At 39.6% G+C, this 16,443-nt stretch carries 10 protein-coding genes; 3 read left to right on the forward strand and 7 right to left on the reverse strand.

The features are described from left to right. Nucleotides 1–29 precede the first annotated feature (29 nt). The 3 genes from RCZ04_RS06310 (at nucleotide 30) to RCZ04_RS06320 (ending at nucleotide 6,169) form a co-directional block, all read left to right on the forward strand. Nucleotides 30–1,226 carry a DUF4876 domain-containing protein gene (locus tag RCZ04_RS06310; RefSeq protein WP_460485140.1) on the forward strand — a complete coding sequence of 399 codons (1,197 nt, stop codon included), beginning with the start codon at nucleotides 30–32 and terminating at the stop codon, nucleotides 1,224–1,226. A gap of 147 nt (nucleotides 1,227–1,373) precedes the next feature. Beyond that, on the forward strand, nucleotides 1,374–2,834 hold the full coding sequence (locus tag RCZ04_RS06315) for a DUF6850 family outer membrane beta-barrel protein (RefSeq protein ID WP_460485141.1): 1,461 nt from the start codon (nucleotides 1,374–1,376) through the stop codon (nucleotides 2,832–2,834). A gap of 596 nt (nucleotides 2,835–3,430) precedes the next feature. Next, nucleotides 3,431–6,169: a beta propeller repeat protein gene (locus RCZ04_RS06320; RefSeq protein ID WP_460485142.1), complete on the forward strand. Its 2,739-nt coding sequence runs from the start codon at nucleotides 3,431–3,433 to the stop codon at nucleotides 6,167–6,169. Between the two features lie 92 nt (nucleotides 6,170–6,261). Here the strand turns inward: RCZ04_RS06320 and lacZ are convergent, their stop codons facing one another. The 7 genes from lacZ to RCZ04_RS06355 form a co-directional block, all read right to left on the reverse strand. Further along, nucleotides 6,262–9,366, reverse strand: coding sequence for a beta-galactosidase, LacZ type (gene lacZ / locus RCZ04_RS06325; protein WP_460485143.1), 3,105 nt, complete (start codon nucleotides 9,364–9,366; stop codon nucleotides 6,262–6,264). 73 nt (nucleotides 9,367–9,439) lie between these two features. After that, complete coding sequence (locus RCZ04_RS06330; protein WP_460485144.1) at nucleotides 9,440–10,969, reverse strand: sulfatase family protein; 1,530 nt, start codon at nucleotides 10,967–10,969, stop codon at nucleotides 9,440–9,442. A gap of 523 nt (nucleotides 10,970–11,492) precedes the next feature. Continuing rightward, complete coding sequence (locus RCZ04_RS06335) at nucleotides 11,493–12,116, reverse strand: WbqC family protein (RefSeq protein ID WP_460485145.1); 624 nt, start codon at nucleotides 12,114–12,116, stop codon at nucleotides 11,493–11,495. Beyond that, nucleotides 12,117–13,670 (reverse strand): signal peptidase I, encoded by a 1,554-nt coding sequence (gene lepB / locus RCZ04_RS06340; protein WP_460485146.1) that lies wholly within the window; start codon nucleotides 13,668–13,670, stop codon nucleotides 12,117–12,119. 26 nt (nucleotides 13,671–13,696) lie between these two features. Then, the gene (locus tag RCZ04_RS06345) at nucleotides 13,697–14,521 is read right to left on the reverse strand and encodes an HAD family hydrolase (protein WP_460485147.1); all 825 of its coding nucleotides are present in this window, start codon (nucleotides 14,519–14,521) and stop codon (nucleotides 13,697–13,699) included. 99 nt (nucleotides 14,522–14,620) lie between these two features. Next, entirely contained in the window at nucleotides 14,621–15,322 is a 702-nt protein-coding gene (gene dapB / locus RCZ04_RS06350; RefSeq protein WP_460485148.1) for a 4-hydroxy-tetrahydrodipicolinate reductase, read from the reverse strand. A 227-nt stretch (nucleotides 15,323–15,549) separates the two neighbouring features. Next, nucleotides 15,550–16,326: a C40 family peptidase gene (locus RCZ04_RS06355; RefSeq protein WP_460485149.1), complete on the reverse strand. Its 777-nt coding sequence runs from the start codon at nucleotides 16,324–16,326 to the stop codon at nucleotides 15,550–15,552. Between the last annotated feature and the right edge of the window lie 117 nt (nucleotides 16,327–16,443).

A 16,443-nucleotide genomic window follows, 5' to 3' on the forward strand; every position in this document is an offset into this window, starting at 1 on the left:
AGGAAATTATCAAATTAATTAAACATATTATGAAATATTTAAAACAACTTTTAGTATTAGCACTTGGTTTAGTGCTTTTGAATGCTTGTAAGAAAGACGATGAACCCAATAACTTACAGCAAACTTATAATGTAACCCTTCAGTTACAATTACCTGAAGGAGTAACCATTACAGGTGGTAATGTGAACGTTACAGCTACTGAGCTGAACCGAAAAGAGAAGACAGAGCGAACATTCACTGACCTTAGCAAAAAAGAAGTGTTATTGCAACTACCTGCGGGTAGCTATGAAGTAAGTGCCAAAGGGCAAGTTACTTACACTTTTAAAGGTGAAAGCAAACAAGATCAGGTAGCTCTTTTTATTAATAAGATAGATGTTACAGCTCCTGTAACACAAGCAGCCCCTTTGACCTTTAAAGTGTTTAGAGATGATTTTGTTATTGAAGAAATATTCTTTACAGGTAATCTCACTCCACAAGGAAAACAATATAATGGGGATAAGTATTTCAAAATCTACAACAATACTGATAGAGTACTATATGCCGACGGGCTTATTATTGCTGAATCTCAGTTTACTACACCTAATAAGCAAGAGTATACGCCTGATATTATGAAAGAAGCTTTTACAGCCATAGGCATTATTCAAATACCTGGCAATGGTACTCAATATCCAGTGCAACCTGGTGCATCTATTGTAATTGCTGACCAAGGAATTAATCACAAAGAAAGCAATCCTAATGCCATTGACTTATCAAAAGCTGATTTTGAGATAGGATCAGGTCTTAGTTACAGAGTAGATTCTCCCTCTGTGCCCAACGTGATAAATTTATATGACAACATTATTTTTGACAACCAAGGACGTAGAAGTTATGTAATTGCACGTTTGCCTCAAGGCATTACAAAAGATAATTTCTTAAATGACTATAAGTATGAGTTTAGTTGGAATACTGGAGTAAGTGTAAAGACTAATTCAGCTTACAAAATTCCTAATGAATGGATTATTGATGCCGTTAATTCAAGTGTAAAAAGCACTTTTCAGTGGATAATAACAGACCCTTCTATAGACGCTGGTTATACTTATATAGCTACTGTAGCAAGTGATAAAACCCGTTATGGTAAATCAGTGCGTCGTAAAGTGCTTTCAGAAAACAATGGCAAAACCATATTCAAAGATACGAACAACTCTACCGACGACTTTGAAATTACCTCACCCACACTTAAAAAGTGATGAGTGAAAAGTCGATTTTGCGTTACCCACTTTGCCAAAGTTCAAAACTTTGGCAAAGTTTGTAATGCTTTTTATCAATAAATCAAAGAACTAAAATTGATAACACTTCGCCAATTTAACATATTACTTTTCTTTTTTCTCTGCCAGATGATTGGTTGGGGACAAGAGAATGCTGATACCCTTCTGCTGAAACTTAAAGAGCAACAAAGTGCTCAGCACTTTTATGAGGCTTATTTTGGAAATCCGGCTGCGATGCCTGAATGGGGGAAGTATCGCTTTTCATCGGTGCAAACAGCTTATGAAGGTAGCGATAAAGAGGCTTATGCCCAGCAGTATCCTGAAGGACATAGGGCTTTTTCAGTAAAGGCGAGTTCTTATTTCCCTTGTGATAGCACTCGTACGCTTTGGGGGGATGCTTCGTACAAAAACCGCGACTTGAAGCATATTCGTTGGAATGAGTCGGTAGATGCTAATTTGCTGTACCCTTACTTCACTGCTGATACAATAGGAGGTGACTTGCATAGTGAGCAATACGCCTTTAAAGGGGGCTTTGCTAAGCAATGGCACCGACTACACTGGGGTATCACCATAGATTACCAAGCGGAATTGGCAAGCAGAGATAAAGACCCGCGCCCTAAGGACATTACTTCCAATTTGCGGTTGCGGTCGGGTTTTTTGTGGAGAGTAGGGGAGTGGCAAACCGGAGTTTATGGGGCTTTCCAAAAGTATACCCAATCAAACGAACTGAAGTTTTTTAATGAATTAGGAATGCCGTCGGTGTATCACCTTAATGGTTTGGGGTATTACAACCACCTGCTAAAAGGCACTAAACTGAGGGCTTTTTACGAAGGTTATGCTTATGGCGGGGGAATGACTATCAGCCGGAAAGGGAATCTTTTTCTTACAGGAGATTATCAGCAACTGAGGATTGAGAAATATATGACCGAAGATAATGGGGTGATAGCGGCAACCCTTACTAATAGTACACTCAATGCTGAACTAACCAAATTGTTCAGTTGTGCTCACTACCACTATGGACTTAAATTGGGGTATTATCAGCAAAGCAAAAAGGGCGTAGAACCTATTCTTTCAGGGCGCAATAGCAATTGGACTGAAGTTATTGCAAGGAACAAAAACTATACTTTCAAAAATGAGCGATATGAGTTAGGAGCGCTTTTTAGTTGGGATAAAGGAGGACTGTATCGCATAGCGCCTTATGTGAGTTATGAAACTTATCGTGAGGATTATACTTTGGTGCGCAGTTTTCAGCATTTTGATTACGCGAATGCTGGAATGGCGATGAGTGTGACCACCTGTTTAGGGAGGAAGAGTATAGGGCAGGCAGGCTTGCAGTATAGATATCGCAAGACGCTTAGCGAAAGTTACTTATTACGCAATGATAGCGATGAAGTAGCACTTAGCGAAATGCTTGCGCATAATGCCCGTTTTCTCGCTTCGGATTATCAACGCTTTGGGGTAAACCTTCAATACCACTACCAGCTATCGTCTTCATTGAGTTACTTTGTAGGTTTCAACAGTGAAATAGAAGTTTTTACTGGTCAAAAAACGAATACCTTCTATCAATTTAGTTTAGGACTTACTTTCTGAGTTTGATGTAGGGCGGTGAATTAACAGATAAGGGGGGAGCGGAAGTAAACGGAGGAAATCAAAAGAGAGGTGAGGGTGATTTTGGTGAGAAAAGGCTGTTGGAAGGGTATGCTTAGCTTATAGAAAGCTTATACGAACCTTAAACGAATCTTGGACGATTGTTATACAAAGGGCGTATAAGTGATTGATTAATACTGTAATACAACAATGCTAATAATGCTGATAATGGAGTTTCGAGGCGAAAGAAAGGGAATCCTCACCCCAGCCCTCTCCCAAGGAGAGGGAGAGAATTGCGCCGGAAAAATGAAGGAAAAATAGTGAAAACCTCCCCCTAACCCCCTCCCCGAGGGGGAATTGTAGTGACGGAAAAGTAGTGGGAAAGTGGTGGAAACCTGCCCCTATTCACTTACTCCGCTCTCGCGGACAACCTCCAAAAGAGGAATGTAGTGATGTAAAATAGATTGAAAAAAGGTAAGATTGAAAGTGAGATGAAGGATAATTCGGATAAATATTTCATAACGTATTAGCTCATTTCAATAAATTGTTGTATTTTTGCCCCCTAAAACAACGACTTAAAGATATTTCTGCAAATAAATATGAAAAACAAAATCTTTACTTTTATATTATTTTTATTAATCACTACGACTATTGTCACAGCGCAAGAGTTGTTGCCACTCTCTTTACGTCAGAAAGAGGAGCTTAAAGCGCGCTCGTGGGTACGTGAAACGCCTTTTGAACAGGTGATAGTAAAAGAAATAGGTAATCGCATCAGTGCGCTGAGTGTGAACCCTAAGAACAGTAATGAGTTTATAGTTGCTCCTAAAAACGGAGGGGTATGGCTTACCCAAAACGGAGGGGAAACTTACCAAGCACTATGCTTGACGCTTCCTACGCAGAGCATTACAGCTTTGGCGATGGATTGGCAATCGGGTACTTTAGTAGTTGGGACTTCTTATGGTGTATTTGTTTCTACAGATAAAGGCAAGACGACAAACTTTAAGGGATTGGCAGGGACACAGCATATTAGTAGCTTGTATATCAATCCTACTAACCCTCAAGAGCTTATTGTAGGAGTATTAGGAAACCCTTATAAGGCTGACGAAAAGCGAGGTGTATTCAAGACTACTGATGGGGGTAGAACGTGGCAACAAAAGTTATTTGTGAGCACTCGTGCGGGTATTACTCAAATTACAGCTTCACCTGATGGAACAATGCTTTTGGCTGTAGCGTGGGAAGTGAATAACAGTCAGTGGGACAGTGCGCCTTACGGTAGTAATAGTGCAATTTACAAGAGTGCCGATAAGGGGAATACGTGGACTAAAATTACATTGAATAACGGTTTTTTAAAAGGGAATAACATTGGTAAAATAGGGGTGAGTTGTTTTAATACACAAACTTACTATGCAGTGGTGGATAATCGTACTCCTAAGAAAAAGGAGAGTACCAACAGTGTACAGAAAGTAGTGCGCATTCATCTTTCTGCTCAAGATTTTGATGCGATGAGCAAAGCTGATTTTCTCAGTTTGGATAACAACCGTTTGAATGTGTTTTTGCATAATATTGGTCAGGATGAGAAATATACGGCTCAGAATCTTAAAGATATGATAGTTGCTGATGTTACTTCACCAGCCAAGCTTCTCAGTTATTTAGGTGTAAGTGCTCAGGAAGTTGTGGGTGCTGAAGTTTATGTTACTAATGACGGAGGTAACTCTTGGCAAAAGACTAACAACCAACCGCTAAACGATGTTTATTACCAAAATGGGGAGCGTTTTGGGGGGATTGCGGTAGACCTTAGTAATAAGAATCATCTATTTATTGGAGGTTATCCGTTATTGGAATCTACCGATGGGGGCAGAACGTGGAAAAGCAAGCAACCTATATCCTTACAGAACAGTTATGAACAACTTTACTTGCAGCAGGGGACATTGTTTTGCACCACTCTGAATGGCTTGCAACTCTCTTATGATAATGGCAAAAGTTTTGCGCTTAAGAATGTGCCCCAAGCAATGGCTTTCAGTCAGTTGTGTTATGATAAAGCTAACAAAACACCTTATTACGTAAGTGAACAGGCGGTGTTAGCACAAAACAATAGTCATTGGAATACTTTTAGAAAAACCATTCATTCGCTATCGTTTGGCAATGATGGTTATGCAGCAGAGTCTTATGGCAAGTTTTTTACTTTTTTGCCTGATAGAGACCAGCTTTTTCCTTTGGGAAGTGCTTATTACGGTGAGAACAAAGCTCCGTTGCGTTTTGGTGAAAATGCGCCATTACTGATCTCTCTTCAAAATAAAGATATCATTTACATAGGTAGCAATAAGTTGCATATCTCGATGGACAAAGGGAGAAATTGGCGCACCATTTCGGACGATGTAACCAACGGTAACAAGCAGGGCAATAGGGCGTATGGAACGATTTCGGCTATAGCTGAATCGCCTTTTATGTTCGGTTTGCTCTACACGGGTAGTGATGACGGTATGATTTACACCAGTGATAATGGTGGGGTATCTTGGAAACAGATATACAATGCTTTTCCACGTCCGCTGAAAGTGAATAATCTCATTGCTTCTAAACACCAGCGAAACCGTGTGTTGGCGACCCTTATTAGCACTGATGAAAGCAATGGCGACCCTATTATTTTTATGAGCAACGACAATGGCAAGAGCTGGACGGATATCCATTCTAACCTACCTGATGCAAAGGTGAATGTACTCAAAGAAGATCCTAAAAACGAACAGATACTTTATGTGGGTACTGATAACGGTTTGTATATTTCGTTTAACTTAGGTGAGAGTTGGCAACCTTTCAGCAAAGGATTACCTGAAACTGGTGTGTATGATATTTATATAGATGAAACCAATGGAGAAATGACGGTATCAACGTTAGGGTGTGGTATTTTTCGCACTTCGGTGAAGATGATGCAAGAGCTGAGAGTAGCAATTAGCTCACAAGATTTTTATCCACTTGAAACACCTATTACGCTTTCTTATTCTCCTAATTGGGGAAATGCTAATAGTGAATGGGAAGAACCAATGAAGCCTAATGTGTATTTTTATGCATTTGCATCTAAGGAAAATTTATCAATACCTGTAAAAGTTATGAAAGGGCGTGTTACTTTACAGACATTTACTTATAAGACAAATATTGGGTTTAACTATATACCTTATGACTTGACGATGTCTTATGCAGGGAAGACAGCCTATGAGAAGAGTCTTCAAAAGATATTCTTACCTACCGCTACTGATGGGAAAATATATCTACCTAAAGGTCGCTATACTGTTGTATTTACGCTTCCTGATGGATTTGAAGAAGAAAGAACATTGGATATATTTTAGAAGGATAAAGATTTTTTATAAGAGTTTTAACAGAAGCACAGACAACTTGAATTTATTAAGAAGTCTGTGCTTACTTATATAAGAATATGGTGTTAAAAAGCTTCTAACCTATAGCTATAACTATAAGGTTGATACAAATAGAGCAAATATTGCTCCATTGGCAAGTTGCCCCAACTGTTATCACCTCCTAAGCCTAACTGTTGCAAATCAATATCTAAATGAGTATAAGGCGAAGGCGTGAGTTCACCTGCGTGAGTTTGCCCTTTTTCTACCCCAGGGAATAGTTGCGACGGACTATAAGGCGAGGCGTTCACATTCAGCAAAGTGCCGTTGCTATAAATCTCAAGGCTCACTCCTTTCTTCTTACTGAGTTTTGCCCAGCGTACATCACTCTTATTACCATTTTCTTGCGGACGCACATAAGGGTGATACTGTTCAACTATACTTCCTTCGTACAAGCCTACCATCGCTGATGTTTTTCTATCCCAATAGCTTTCCCAAGGGCCACGACCATACCATTGCAAGCGCTCAAAAGGTCGCAAGGTAAGATGATTGCCTATTTTAAACGCAAGGGTTTTATCACTCTTTAGCGGTTTGAAGGTATTGTTCACCGTTACGGTAGGTTTCCCGCTAAAAAGCAATTCTTGTGTGTAATCAATAGAGCCTTCTATTAATCGCTTTTGTATGGTTACTTTCACCTGCCCTGTATTGAGTTTTGTCACCGATACGCGCAGGCTATCTGCTTTCTTATCGGCATTTTGCAGGTGTTGTAATTTTTTAGGCAAGCCAGCTCCAAAATCGTTATCGGTGCCAGGGCGCCACAAGTTCACTTCCAAGCCCTCAGGAGCAAAAAGCTCATCATTCTTCACTTCAAACGATACCCACTTGCCTGCTTTTTTATCTATTTTAGCCTTGTAATGCTTGTTGTGCAAAACTATTCGGTTAGTGTTTTCTTCTATTGTAATAGGCGTAGTATCAACAAGAGATTTTTGAGGTTGATAGGCTGTGAGAGGAAATTCGGCGAAAGCGAGCTCTGTACCTTTTTTGAGCAGTCCCTCATCTTGCTTGAGGCGAGCGGTACACTGCAAGATATATTCAGCTTGTGCATCAGTTTTGAGGGTAGGTAAAGAAAGAACAGCTTCACTCTGTGGTAAGACTACCAAATTGCTAATCACCCCATTTTGTACTGTTAGCCCATTTTTGAGCAATTGCCAAACTACCTCGTAATTTGACAAATCTTTAAAGAAATGTTTGTTGCGCAATCTCAATTGGTCATTTTGGTATTGGAAACCTATTTCCTGTTGTACTTTGCGCACTTCGTAGGCGTGTGGGTGCCAACTCCTATCGGAAGCAATCACCCCATTGATGAGAAAATTATTGTCGGAAGGAGTATTTTTATCACCGTAATCACCCCCATAAGCCAATATTTTTTTACCGTTAGGCAGTGTTTTGTAAAGCCCTTGATCGATAAAATCCCAAATAAAACCGCCTTGTAGTTTGGGGTAATGTTCGTACACATCCCAATATTCCTGAAAATTGCCCACACTATTGCCCATTGCGTGCGCATATTCACATTGCAAGAAAGGTTTGGTGTGATGGCTGAAGGCATAATCAATGAGGAAAGGAATGCGGCGGTACATACGCGATTCTATATCGGTATTCCAATCGTAATGTGCTAATTCATAGTGGATAGGACGTGAAGGGTCTAAGCCTTTGAGATGTTGGTACCCTTTGTAAAAGTTCCAACCATTCCCCGACTCGTTACCCATACTCCAAAACAATACCGATGGGTGGTTCTTATCGCGCTTTACCATACGTTCCATACGCAACAAGTGAGCGTACTCCCAAGCAGGATCATTGCCTAAAGTCTTGTCTACTGCGTAGTGCATTCCGTGACTTTCAATATTTGCCTCGTCCATCACATAGAGACCATATTTGTCGCAAAGGTCGTAGAAATAAGGATCATTAGGATAATGAGAAGTACGCACAGCGTTGAAATTGAGGGATTTCATTTGCTTCACATCGTTTTCCATCGTTTCACGGCTCACCACTTGCCCCGTATGTGGGTCGGTTTCGTGGCGGTTCACCCCTTTAAAAAGTACGCGTTTGCCATTTACCAAAATGTTACTTCCCTCTATCTCAACAGTTCTGAAGCCAATAGGGCGGTTTATTACTTCCTGTACTTTGCCCTCGGCATTGTACAACACGAGTTGCAAGCGGTACAAATAAGGTGTTTCGGCACTCCACGCCTTTACCTGTGGCAGCTGAGCTACGAATTGCAATTCGGTTTTACCGTGAGCTCTTTTGAGTCCTATAGTCGCTTTTTGCTCTTGGTAAAGCAGTCGGTCGTTGTCGAACACGCTTACTTCTACGCGATATTTGGAAGCGTCCTGAGGTGTTTCATTCCACACTTCGGCCAAAGCTGAGAATTTGCCATTGGTGTAATTCTTATCAAGTCCTGCGCTGATAGTCAGGTCGTAGAGGTGCACTTTAGGGCGCATATAGAGGTAGCAATCGCGGGAAATACCCGAAAATCGCCACATATCTTGGCATTCGAGGTAGCTCGCATCCGTCCAGCGACGCACTTCCATAGCAATGAGGTTCTTCCCTTGAGTGATATAAGGCGTAATATCAAATTCAGAAGCCAACTTGCTATCCTTGCCAACGCCCACAAACTTGCCGTTTATATACAATTTAAACGCCGATTTCACCGCTCCCAAATGCAGGTACACTTTTTCACCCTGCCAAGAGGTGGGCAAGTCAAAAGTTTTGCGATAGAGTCCCGCGTTTTGCTGAAGCGAGTCGGGGATATCAGGAGGGGTAGGGTTCTTTTGGTTAAACTCATAGGAAGCATTCACATAGATAGGAATGCCATAGCCCTGCATCTCCCAATTGGCAGGCACAGGAATTTTCGTCCATTGAGTTTCTTTAAAGTCAGTTTTGTAAAAATCCTTAGGCAACTGCTTGTAGTCCTCTTTCCAGAGAAACGACCATTGTCCGTTGAGATTGAGGAAACGCGCTGATTGTTCGTAAGTAGCATTTTGAGCTTTAGCCGTATTTTCAAACGGAAAATAGGAAGCACGCATAGGCATACGATTGATTTCCTGCACTGCTGGATTTTCAAAAATGGAATTTAAGTGCTGGGCGTAGGAGGCTACCGATAGGAGGAGTGATATAAGGTATAAAAAGTTTTTCATAGAATTGATTATTAGAACAATAGACTTTGTCAAAGTCCAAGGACTTTGACAAAGTATGTGATTGACAAATTGGCTAATTATCTAATTGGTTAATTATTTTTTCCGCTATATCGTCTTGTTTGTCACGGATTTCTTTGAGGAGTAAATCTTTTAGCTGTTTGGTAATCTTCTCATAGCCTTTTTTGCCATAAACATTGTTGAGCTCTTTAGGGTCTTTTTGTAAATCAAAAAGTTCCCAAGTGTTCACACGTTTGTAGTACCGAATGAGCTTATACTTACTGGTGCGAACGCCAAAATGAGGCGACACTGCGTGCTCGCCATTCTCGTAATAGTGATAAAACAACTGCTTGCGAATGGGCTTAGCTTTTTTGGCAAAGAGAGGTAAGAATGATTTGCCTTGTATATCTGCAGGAATAGGCAAACCTGCCAATGCTAAGAAAGTAGGTGCTAAATCAATATTCAATACGAAATCGTCATTGGTAGTACCTTTAGGGAAGAGCTTAGGGTAGGACACGATCATAGGAGTGCGGAAGGATTCTTCGTACATCCAGCGCTTGTCAAACCAACCGTGTTCGCCCATATGGAAACCTTGATCGGACATATAAATGATGACAGTATTGTCTTTCAAGTTGTGTTTTTCCAAGTAATCCAGCATTCGCTGAATGTTCTTGTCCATCGATTTTACGGTCGAGAGATAATCGCGCATATAGCGTTGGAATTTCCACTGGGCTAACTCTTTACCTTTAAGATTTGCACTGAAATACTGCTGACGGATAGGGTTGTAGAAATCGTTGTAATGCGCCAATTGAGTAGCTGTCATACGCGAGAAGTTAGCATCTTTCACCTCTTCTCTCTCATCTTTGAACATTTTGAGGTCGTAGCCCATCATCATATCTTTACCAATTTCCATTTCCTGCAAACTCGCTGGCTTGCGGGTGGCGTAATCGTCAAAAAAAGTATCGGGTAAAGGGAAATTCACGTGTTCGTAGGCACCAAGTTCAGGCAAATCGGGCATCCAAGTGCGGTGTACCGCTTTGTGTCCCACTACCAAGCAAAAAGGTTTGTTAGGATCGCGACGATCGAGCCATTTTTCAGCTTCATCTTCAATGATATTGCTCACATAGCCCTGTTCGTGTACGCGCTGTTTGCCCTCGATGATAAAGTCAGGGTTGAAGTATTTTCCTTGATCTACAAGAATTTTGAAGAAGTCAAATCCCTTAGGGTCATCGCCCAAGTGATATTTACCTACCCAAGCTGTTTGGTAGCCTCCTTGTTGCAAAAGGTTCACAAACTGCTGTTGAGAGGAGTTGTAATGAGAAGTCTCATTGTCCATAAAACCGTTTTTATGGCTATACTTCCCCGTAAGGATACAGGCGCGACTGGGGCCACAAATAGAGTTGGTTACAAAAGCCTTGTTGAACCTTACGCCTTGTTCGGCAAGCTTATCAATAGCAGGTGTAGCATCAGTAGCACCCTTGTTGTAAGCGCCAATGGTTTGATACGAATGGTCGTCGGAAACGATCAGAACAATATTAGGTTTGCTTTGCGCAAAAACCGTTGTAGCATATAAGAGAATGCCACAGAAGAGTACGATTTTTTTCATAAATGAATTGGTGTTAAATTGGAGTACAAAAGTATCACAACTTTTTTGAATTGCCAAATTAATCAAAGAAAATATTTAATTATGAGTGTTTATATAAAGAAGGAAGTTAGCAATAGTTTAAATATAAGATAAAAAAAGCTCTCTAATTTCTTAGAGAGCCTTTTTCACAATGCATATAAATACTACTACTAACTCCAAAAATGAAGAAAATTTTTCAGTTTTAGAAATCTCTATTACTTACTTTTAAGCAATAAAGTTTTTCACATAAGATTTTGTTTTTAAATTTGATAGTTTTAATGATAATGCTTTTTCTAATTCTTGTTTTAACAATGTTTCTTTTAGCAATCTTTGTCCAATATATTGAAAATTTTGTGCCAAAAGAAATATCTCTTTATGCTACATTTTATAAGTAGCTGATTATAAGTGCATATTTTATGATAAAATAGCAGTTACTTTTTTCGTAATTTTCTTTTTTTATTGTGTAATTATACGTTTGTGTTGTGTATTTACACATTTTGTTACACTAAACTTCTACTTTCGTTAAGTACTCTTGTGCATTAGGACCTTCGTGAAAAAGCAAGTCTAATATTGATAAATTAGGAATAAACCCATATTTATCTGAAAATATCTGGTGATAAGGAGGCATTGTTACAGGATACTCCTTTTTGGCACTACTCAAAAAGCGGTAGTCTTTTACTCCTTGAGGCTCGGCTTCATACATTTTTGTCTTATCAAAGTTAATATGTACCAATAAGCACGCTAAAACAGTTTCAATTGTGTCGATATTTACATCAAGCAGGTAAATGTATTGTTTTTCAAAAATGCGTATCAAATCATCCTCGTAATACTCAAAATAAGGCGAAGTACGATAGGCTGTTTCTAAACTTTTCCAGTGTAACCGTTGCCACGGAAATCCATTCTCTACTTTCACATCTTTGAAAAGCTGTCTGCCAGTATTTCCTCCTACGTGTTTGATAGGTAAATTGAGTGCTTGTTTGCCATTAGCTCCGTAAATATAAGCACGATTGCGCAAGGTCTGTTTCTGATAGTTATCTGATACTTCTAATACGCACGGGTGGTTCAATATCAAATGAAATTGGGCAATAGAAGGAAAATATGTGGGATGTAATAATACCTGCTCTACCATTTATTCTTTTACTTTTTTCTTTTTCACCAAACTATACACTAACCACAAACCAAGTAACCCAAAAACGATATAACGGTAAGATACAGGTTCACCCTCACCATTTACGGTAGTGAATAAGCGTTGCCAACGTACTTTGTTAAATCCTGAAGCATTACTGTCTAAACTCATCCAAATAAGTACAGGCTTGCCGAGCACGTGGTCTTCGGGTACAAATCCCCAAAATCGACTGTCTTCGGAGTTATGACGGTTATCCCCCATCATCCAATAATAGTCTTGCTTAAAAGTATAGCTATTAGCTTTCTGTCCGTTGATGTAAATCTCATTGCCTCTTACTTCTAATGAGTTCTTTTCATACTCACTGATAATACGTTTGTACAAAGGTAAATTTTCAGAGGTAAGGGTTATACTTTTTCCCTTAGCAGGAATGGTAATAGGTCCATAGTTGTCTTCATTCCAAGCAAAAGTAGGGCTGTGAGGAAAAATAGTAGGATTATATACTCCTGCTTTATTTACATTGCGTGTAACAGATACAATGCTTGGATTCGTTTCTAATGCTTTAGCTACTTCCTCAGTAAGGGAAGTAAAAATATACGTATCGTTATTGATAAGATAAGCGGGGTCAGTTACGCCATACTGTTGATACATCGCTATTCTAAACTCATCGGGGTGACTAAATAAATTAGGTTGTGTAACTACTAAATAAGAAGTTTGTAACTTAGCACGCACCGGATAAATCTCTTTTTTACCGTTAATCCAAACATCGCCATTTTTAATCTCTAATACATCATTAGGGATAGCTACTGTACGTTTTACATAGTTAGACTTTTTATCAATAGGCTTATCTATGTGTATGTTTGAGTTATCACGGAAGAATCTTACCGTATCAGTAGGCCAGTTGAATACTGTAATATCATTGCGCTGTACCTTCTGTAAACCGGGTAAGCGCAAATAAGGTAATTGTGGCGTCTTGAGATAAGATTTTGTCCCTATTACCGGAATAGAATCGTGTACCATAGGTAATGATAGGGGTGTCATAGGTACACGTACCCCGTAATGAAACTTACTTACAAAAAGAAAATCACCTACCAAGAGGGTTTTCTCCATAGAAGAAGACGGAATCATATAGGGTTGTATGAAGTAGGTGTGAATAGCTGAAGCTGCTACCACTGCAAAGATAGTAGCGCTTACCCAAGAGGAAACATTCTTCTTAATAACTTCTACATCCTTACCTACATAATGTGTAGAGGGCAGATAGGTTACATAAGCAGCAAAAAGTCCTAAAGTAATTACTGATAATAATGTATAGCGCTTTTTACGATAGTTAAACACGTGTAACCATTCGTAAGTCATCACGATTACCATAATATTGCCTATTACGGGCAAATATAACAAAAACACCCACCACCAAGGGCGTGAGATGATACGCAAAAAGATGACAGTATTATAAAAAGGTACAAAGGCTTGCCACGCTTTGTAACCTGCTTTTTCATATCCTTTCCAAAAAAATAGCCCATTGATGAGCTGTGCAATGATTAAAATGTATAAATATATCATATTGATAAATGATTAACGTTTAATGGTTAATTACTTTTCTGCTCTCTTAACTGTTTTAAGAAAGTTGCTACACCATCTTTTGAGTGATGAAGTGTTATGTGATTGGCTACGGCTTTCACTTCATCGCGTGCATTAGCGACCGCTACACCACAACCTACGCCCTCAAGCATCTCTAAATCGTTGTAGTTATCGCCGAAAGCAAGTGCTTCACTCAAAGGTAAGTGATATATTTCGTCTAAAACTACTTTTACACCTGTAAGTTTAGAGATACTGATGTCTGATAGTTCAATATAGGTTTCTTTTCCGCGATAGATTTGCATTACACCTGCGTATCTCTCGTTTAGGAGCTTGAACATTCGCTCTATGAGTTCTTCTTTGCCCATTAACATTAACTTGTGAGCACCGTGTCCTGCTTGTTTCCACTCAGCGAGTACATCGCGATTAGGTTTCACAGTAGGTGTTACTTTAGTGATGGTTTCTTCACGCTGTGCCCACTCATCATTCGCGGGGACGTACCACTCATCGTTATAGTAAAAGCTAATATGTATTTGTGCGTTGAACTCTTGCTCGTTGAGGGCTACTACCTCTTCCAAAATAGGAAAGGGGATAGTAGTAGAGTGTAGCACCTTTTCGCCATTGAGCACTAATCCGCCATTGTAGGCGATAAGTGGTAAGCCTGCAATGCCCAAATCCTTTTGGATGTGGTACATTTGCTGAGGCATACGCGAGGATACTAAGATGAAAGGTATTTTATCTTTCAGTTGTTTTACTTCGTGAATGGTGTTTTGCGTAAGGGTGCGCGAACCACTTAATAGAGTGCCATCGATATCAGAAAAGATAATTTTATACATTCTTTTAGTTAAGAGTTCTGAGTTAAAATTGTAAGTTATGAGGGTGCAAATATAATGCCTTTTTTTAAGATAAGCAGTTTTTTTGATTAAAAAATACGCTTAATGAAGGTTGAGTACATCACTCATCGTAAATACGCCTTGTTTTCCTACAATCCATTCGGCTGCCATTACAGCACCAAGGGCAAAACCTTTCCGATTGTGAGCTGTATGCTTAATTTCAATAGTATCTACCTCACTGGTATAGGTGATGATATGAGTGCCTGGTGTACTATCGATGCGTTTGGCTACGATAGGAATTTCGTGCTCGCCTGCTATATCCAAATGCCAACCGGTTTTATCAGTTTCAGCGATGATGCCTTCAGCTAAAGTTATAGCGGTACCGCTGGGTGCATCGAGTTTTTGAGTGTGGTGAATTTCTTCGATAGCTACGTCATAGTCTTTGAGTTTAGCCATCAGTTTGGCTAAGTTTTTGTTCAGTGCGAAGAATACATTTACCCCTATACTGAAATTAGAGGCGTAGAGAAAAGCGGTTTGGTGCTTTTGGCACAAAGCTACTGCCTCGTTGTATTGGGCTAACCAACCGGTAGTACCTGCAATCACGGGGACTTTGTGTGTGAGACAGTTGCTAATATTAGTAAAGGCACTGCTGGGAGTGCTGAATTCTATAGCCACATCGGCTATTGTAATGTCGTAAGAAGTTTCGGCATTATCTATTTTTAACACGATTTCGTGTCCGTGAGCGATGGCTATTTGTTCAATGGTTTTACCCATTTTGCCATATCCGAGTAAAGCTATTTTCATAATTGACTATTATAAATTAAATATTTTATTTCTTCTGTTAAAACACGCGAAGTAGTAGTAGCAAGATAGGCAGATAAACAATGAACGAACAAAAGACGGTGCGAGCCGCACGGGGAGATAAAAAAAAGACGAACAAAAGACGAACAAAAGACGAACAAAAGACGGTACGAACTGCACGAACAGATGAACGATAAACGAGACTAAGATGTAGGAATCTTGAATTTATACTACTTTTCAGTCGTTGAGATTCTTCGCAGGAGTCGTAGTTGGTGAGTGTAATTGCGCAGTTCACTATTAAAAATACCGATATGGTCTAAGCGGTCGATGCGCACTTTACCAAAAGAGTGAATAATCCTGTTGTCGCCTAAAAGAATACCCACGTGAATGATATTGCCTTCTTCGTCGTCAAAAAAAGCTAAATCACCTGCTTGGCATTCTTCTATAAAACTAAGAAAAACACCACAAGTAGCCTGTTTTTTAGCGGTGCGAGGTAGGTGTATGCCATTGAGTTTAAAAACCATTTGCACTAATCCGGAGGCATCTATCCCGAAAGGTGTTTTACCGCCAGTTAAGAAAGGTGCGTTCAAATATTCTAAAGCGGTGGGAATAATACCTTGATGAGGGTTTCTTTGGGTAGATTGTGATGTGTGCAAAAGATGATTATAGGAAAAAGTAGCCCCTTTGGGTATGTGTAGAAAGAGGTCGTCTCCGGTTTTCAAACGGAGTTTTGTAAGCCAACGATGTGCGTACTTTTCTTTTTTCTTGAGGCATTTTTTATAATCTTTATCGGAAATTTCAGTAAACTGACTGTTGGCTACCCAACCTTCCATATTGTCGAACAGCAAGCGCACGTAGCTAAAATGCTCTTCTTTATCAATTACTTGCAACAACTCGCCGAAGAGTAATTGCGTAATCATTTCAGCCCCCTCAAAGGGCTCTAAACGTACAGGAACAACGCTCAAATGGCATATTCCATAAGGTGTTTCTAATATCTTCATACTCATCACGCCCGCAAAGGTAACAAATAATTAAGTATTAGCAAGGAACTATTCATATTTTTTTGTGTTTTAGTGACATTTTGTTTACTTTTGCACTTATAACAATCATATTATTATGGACTC

The organism is Capnocytophaga sp. HP1101 (genome assembly GCF_054772415.1).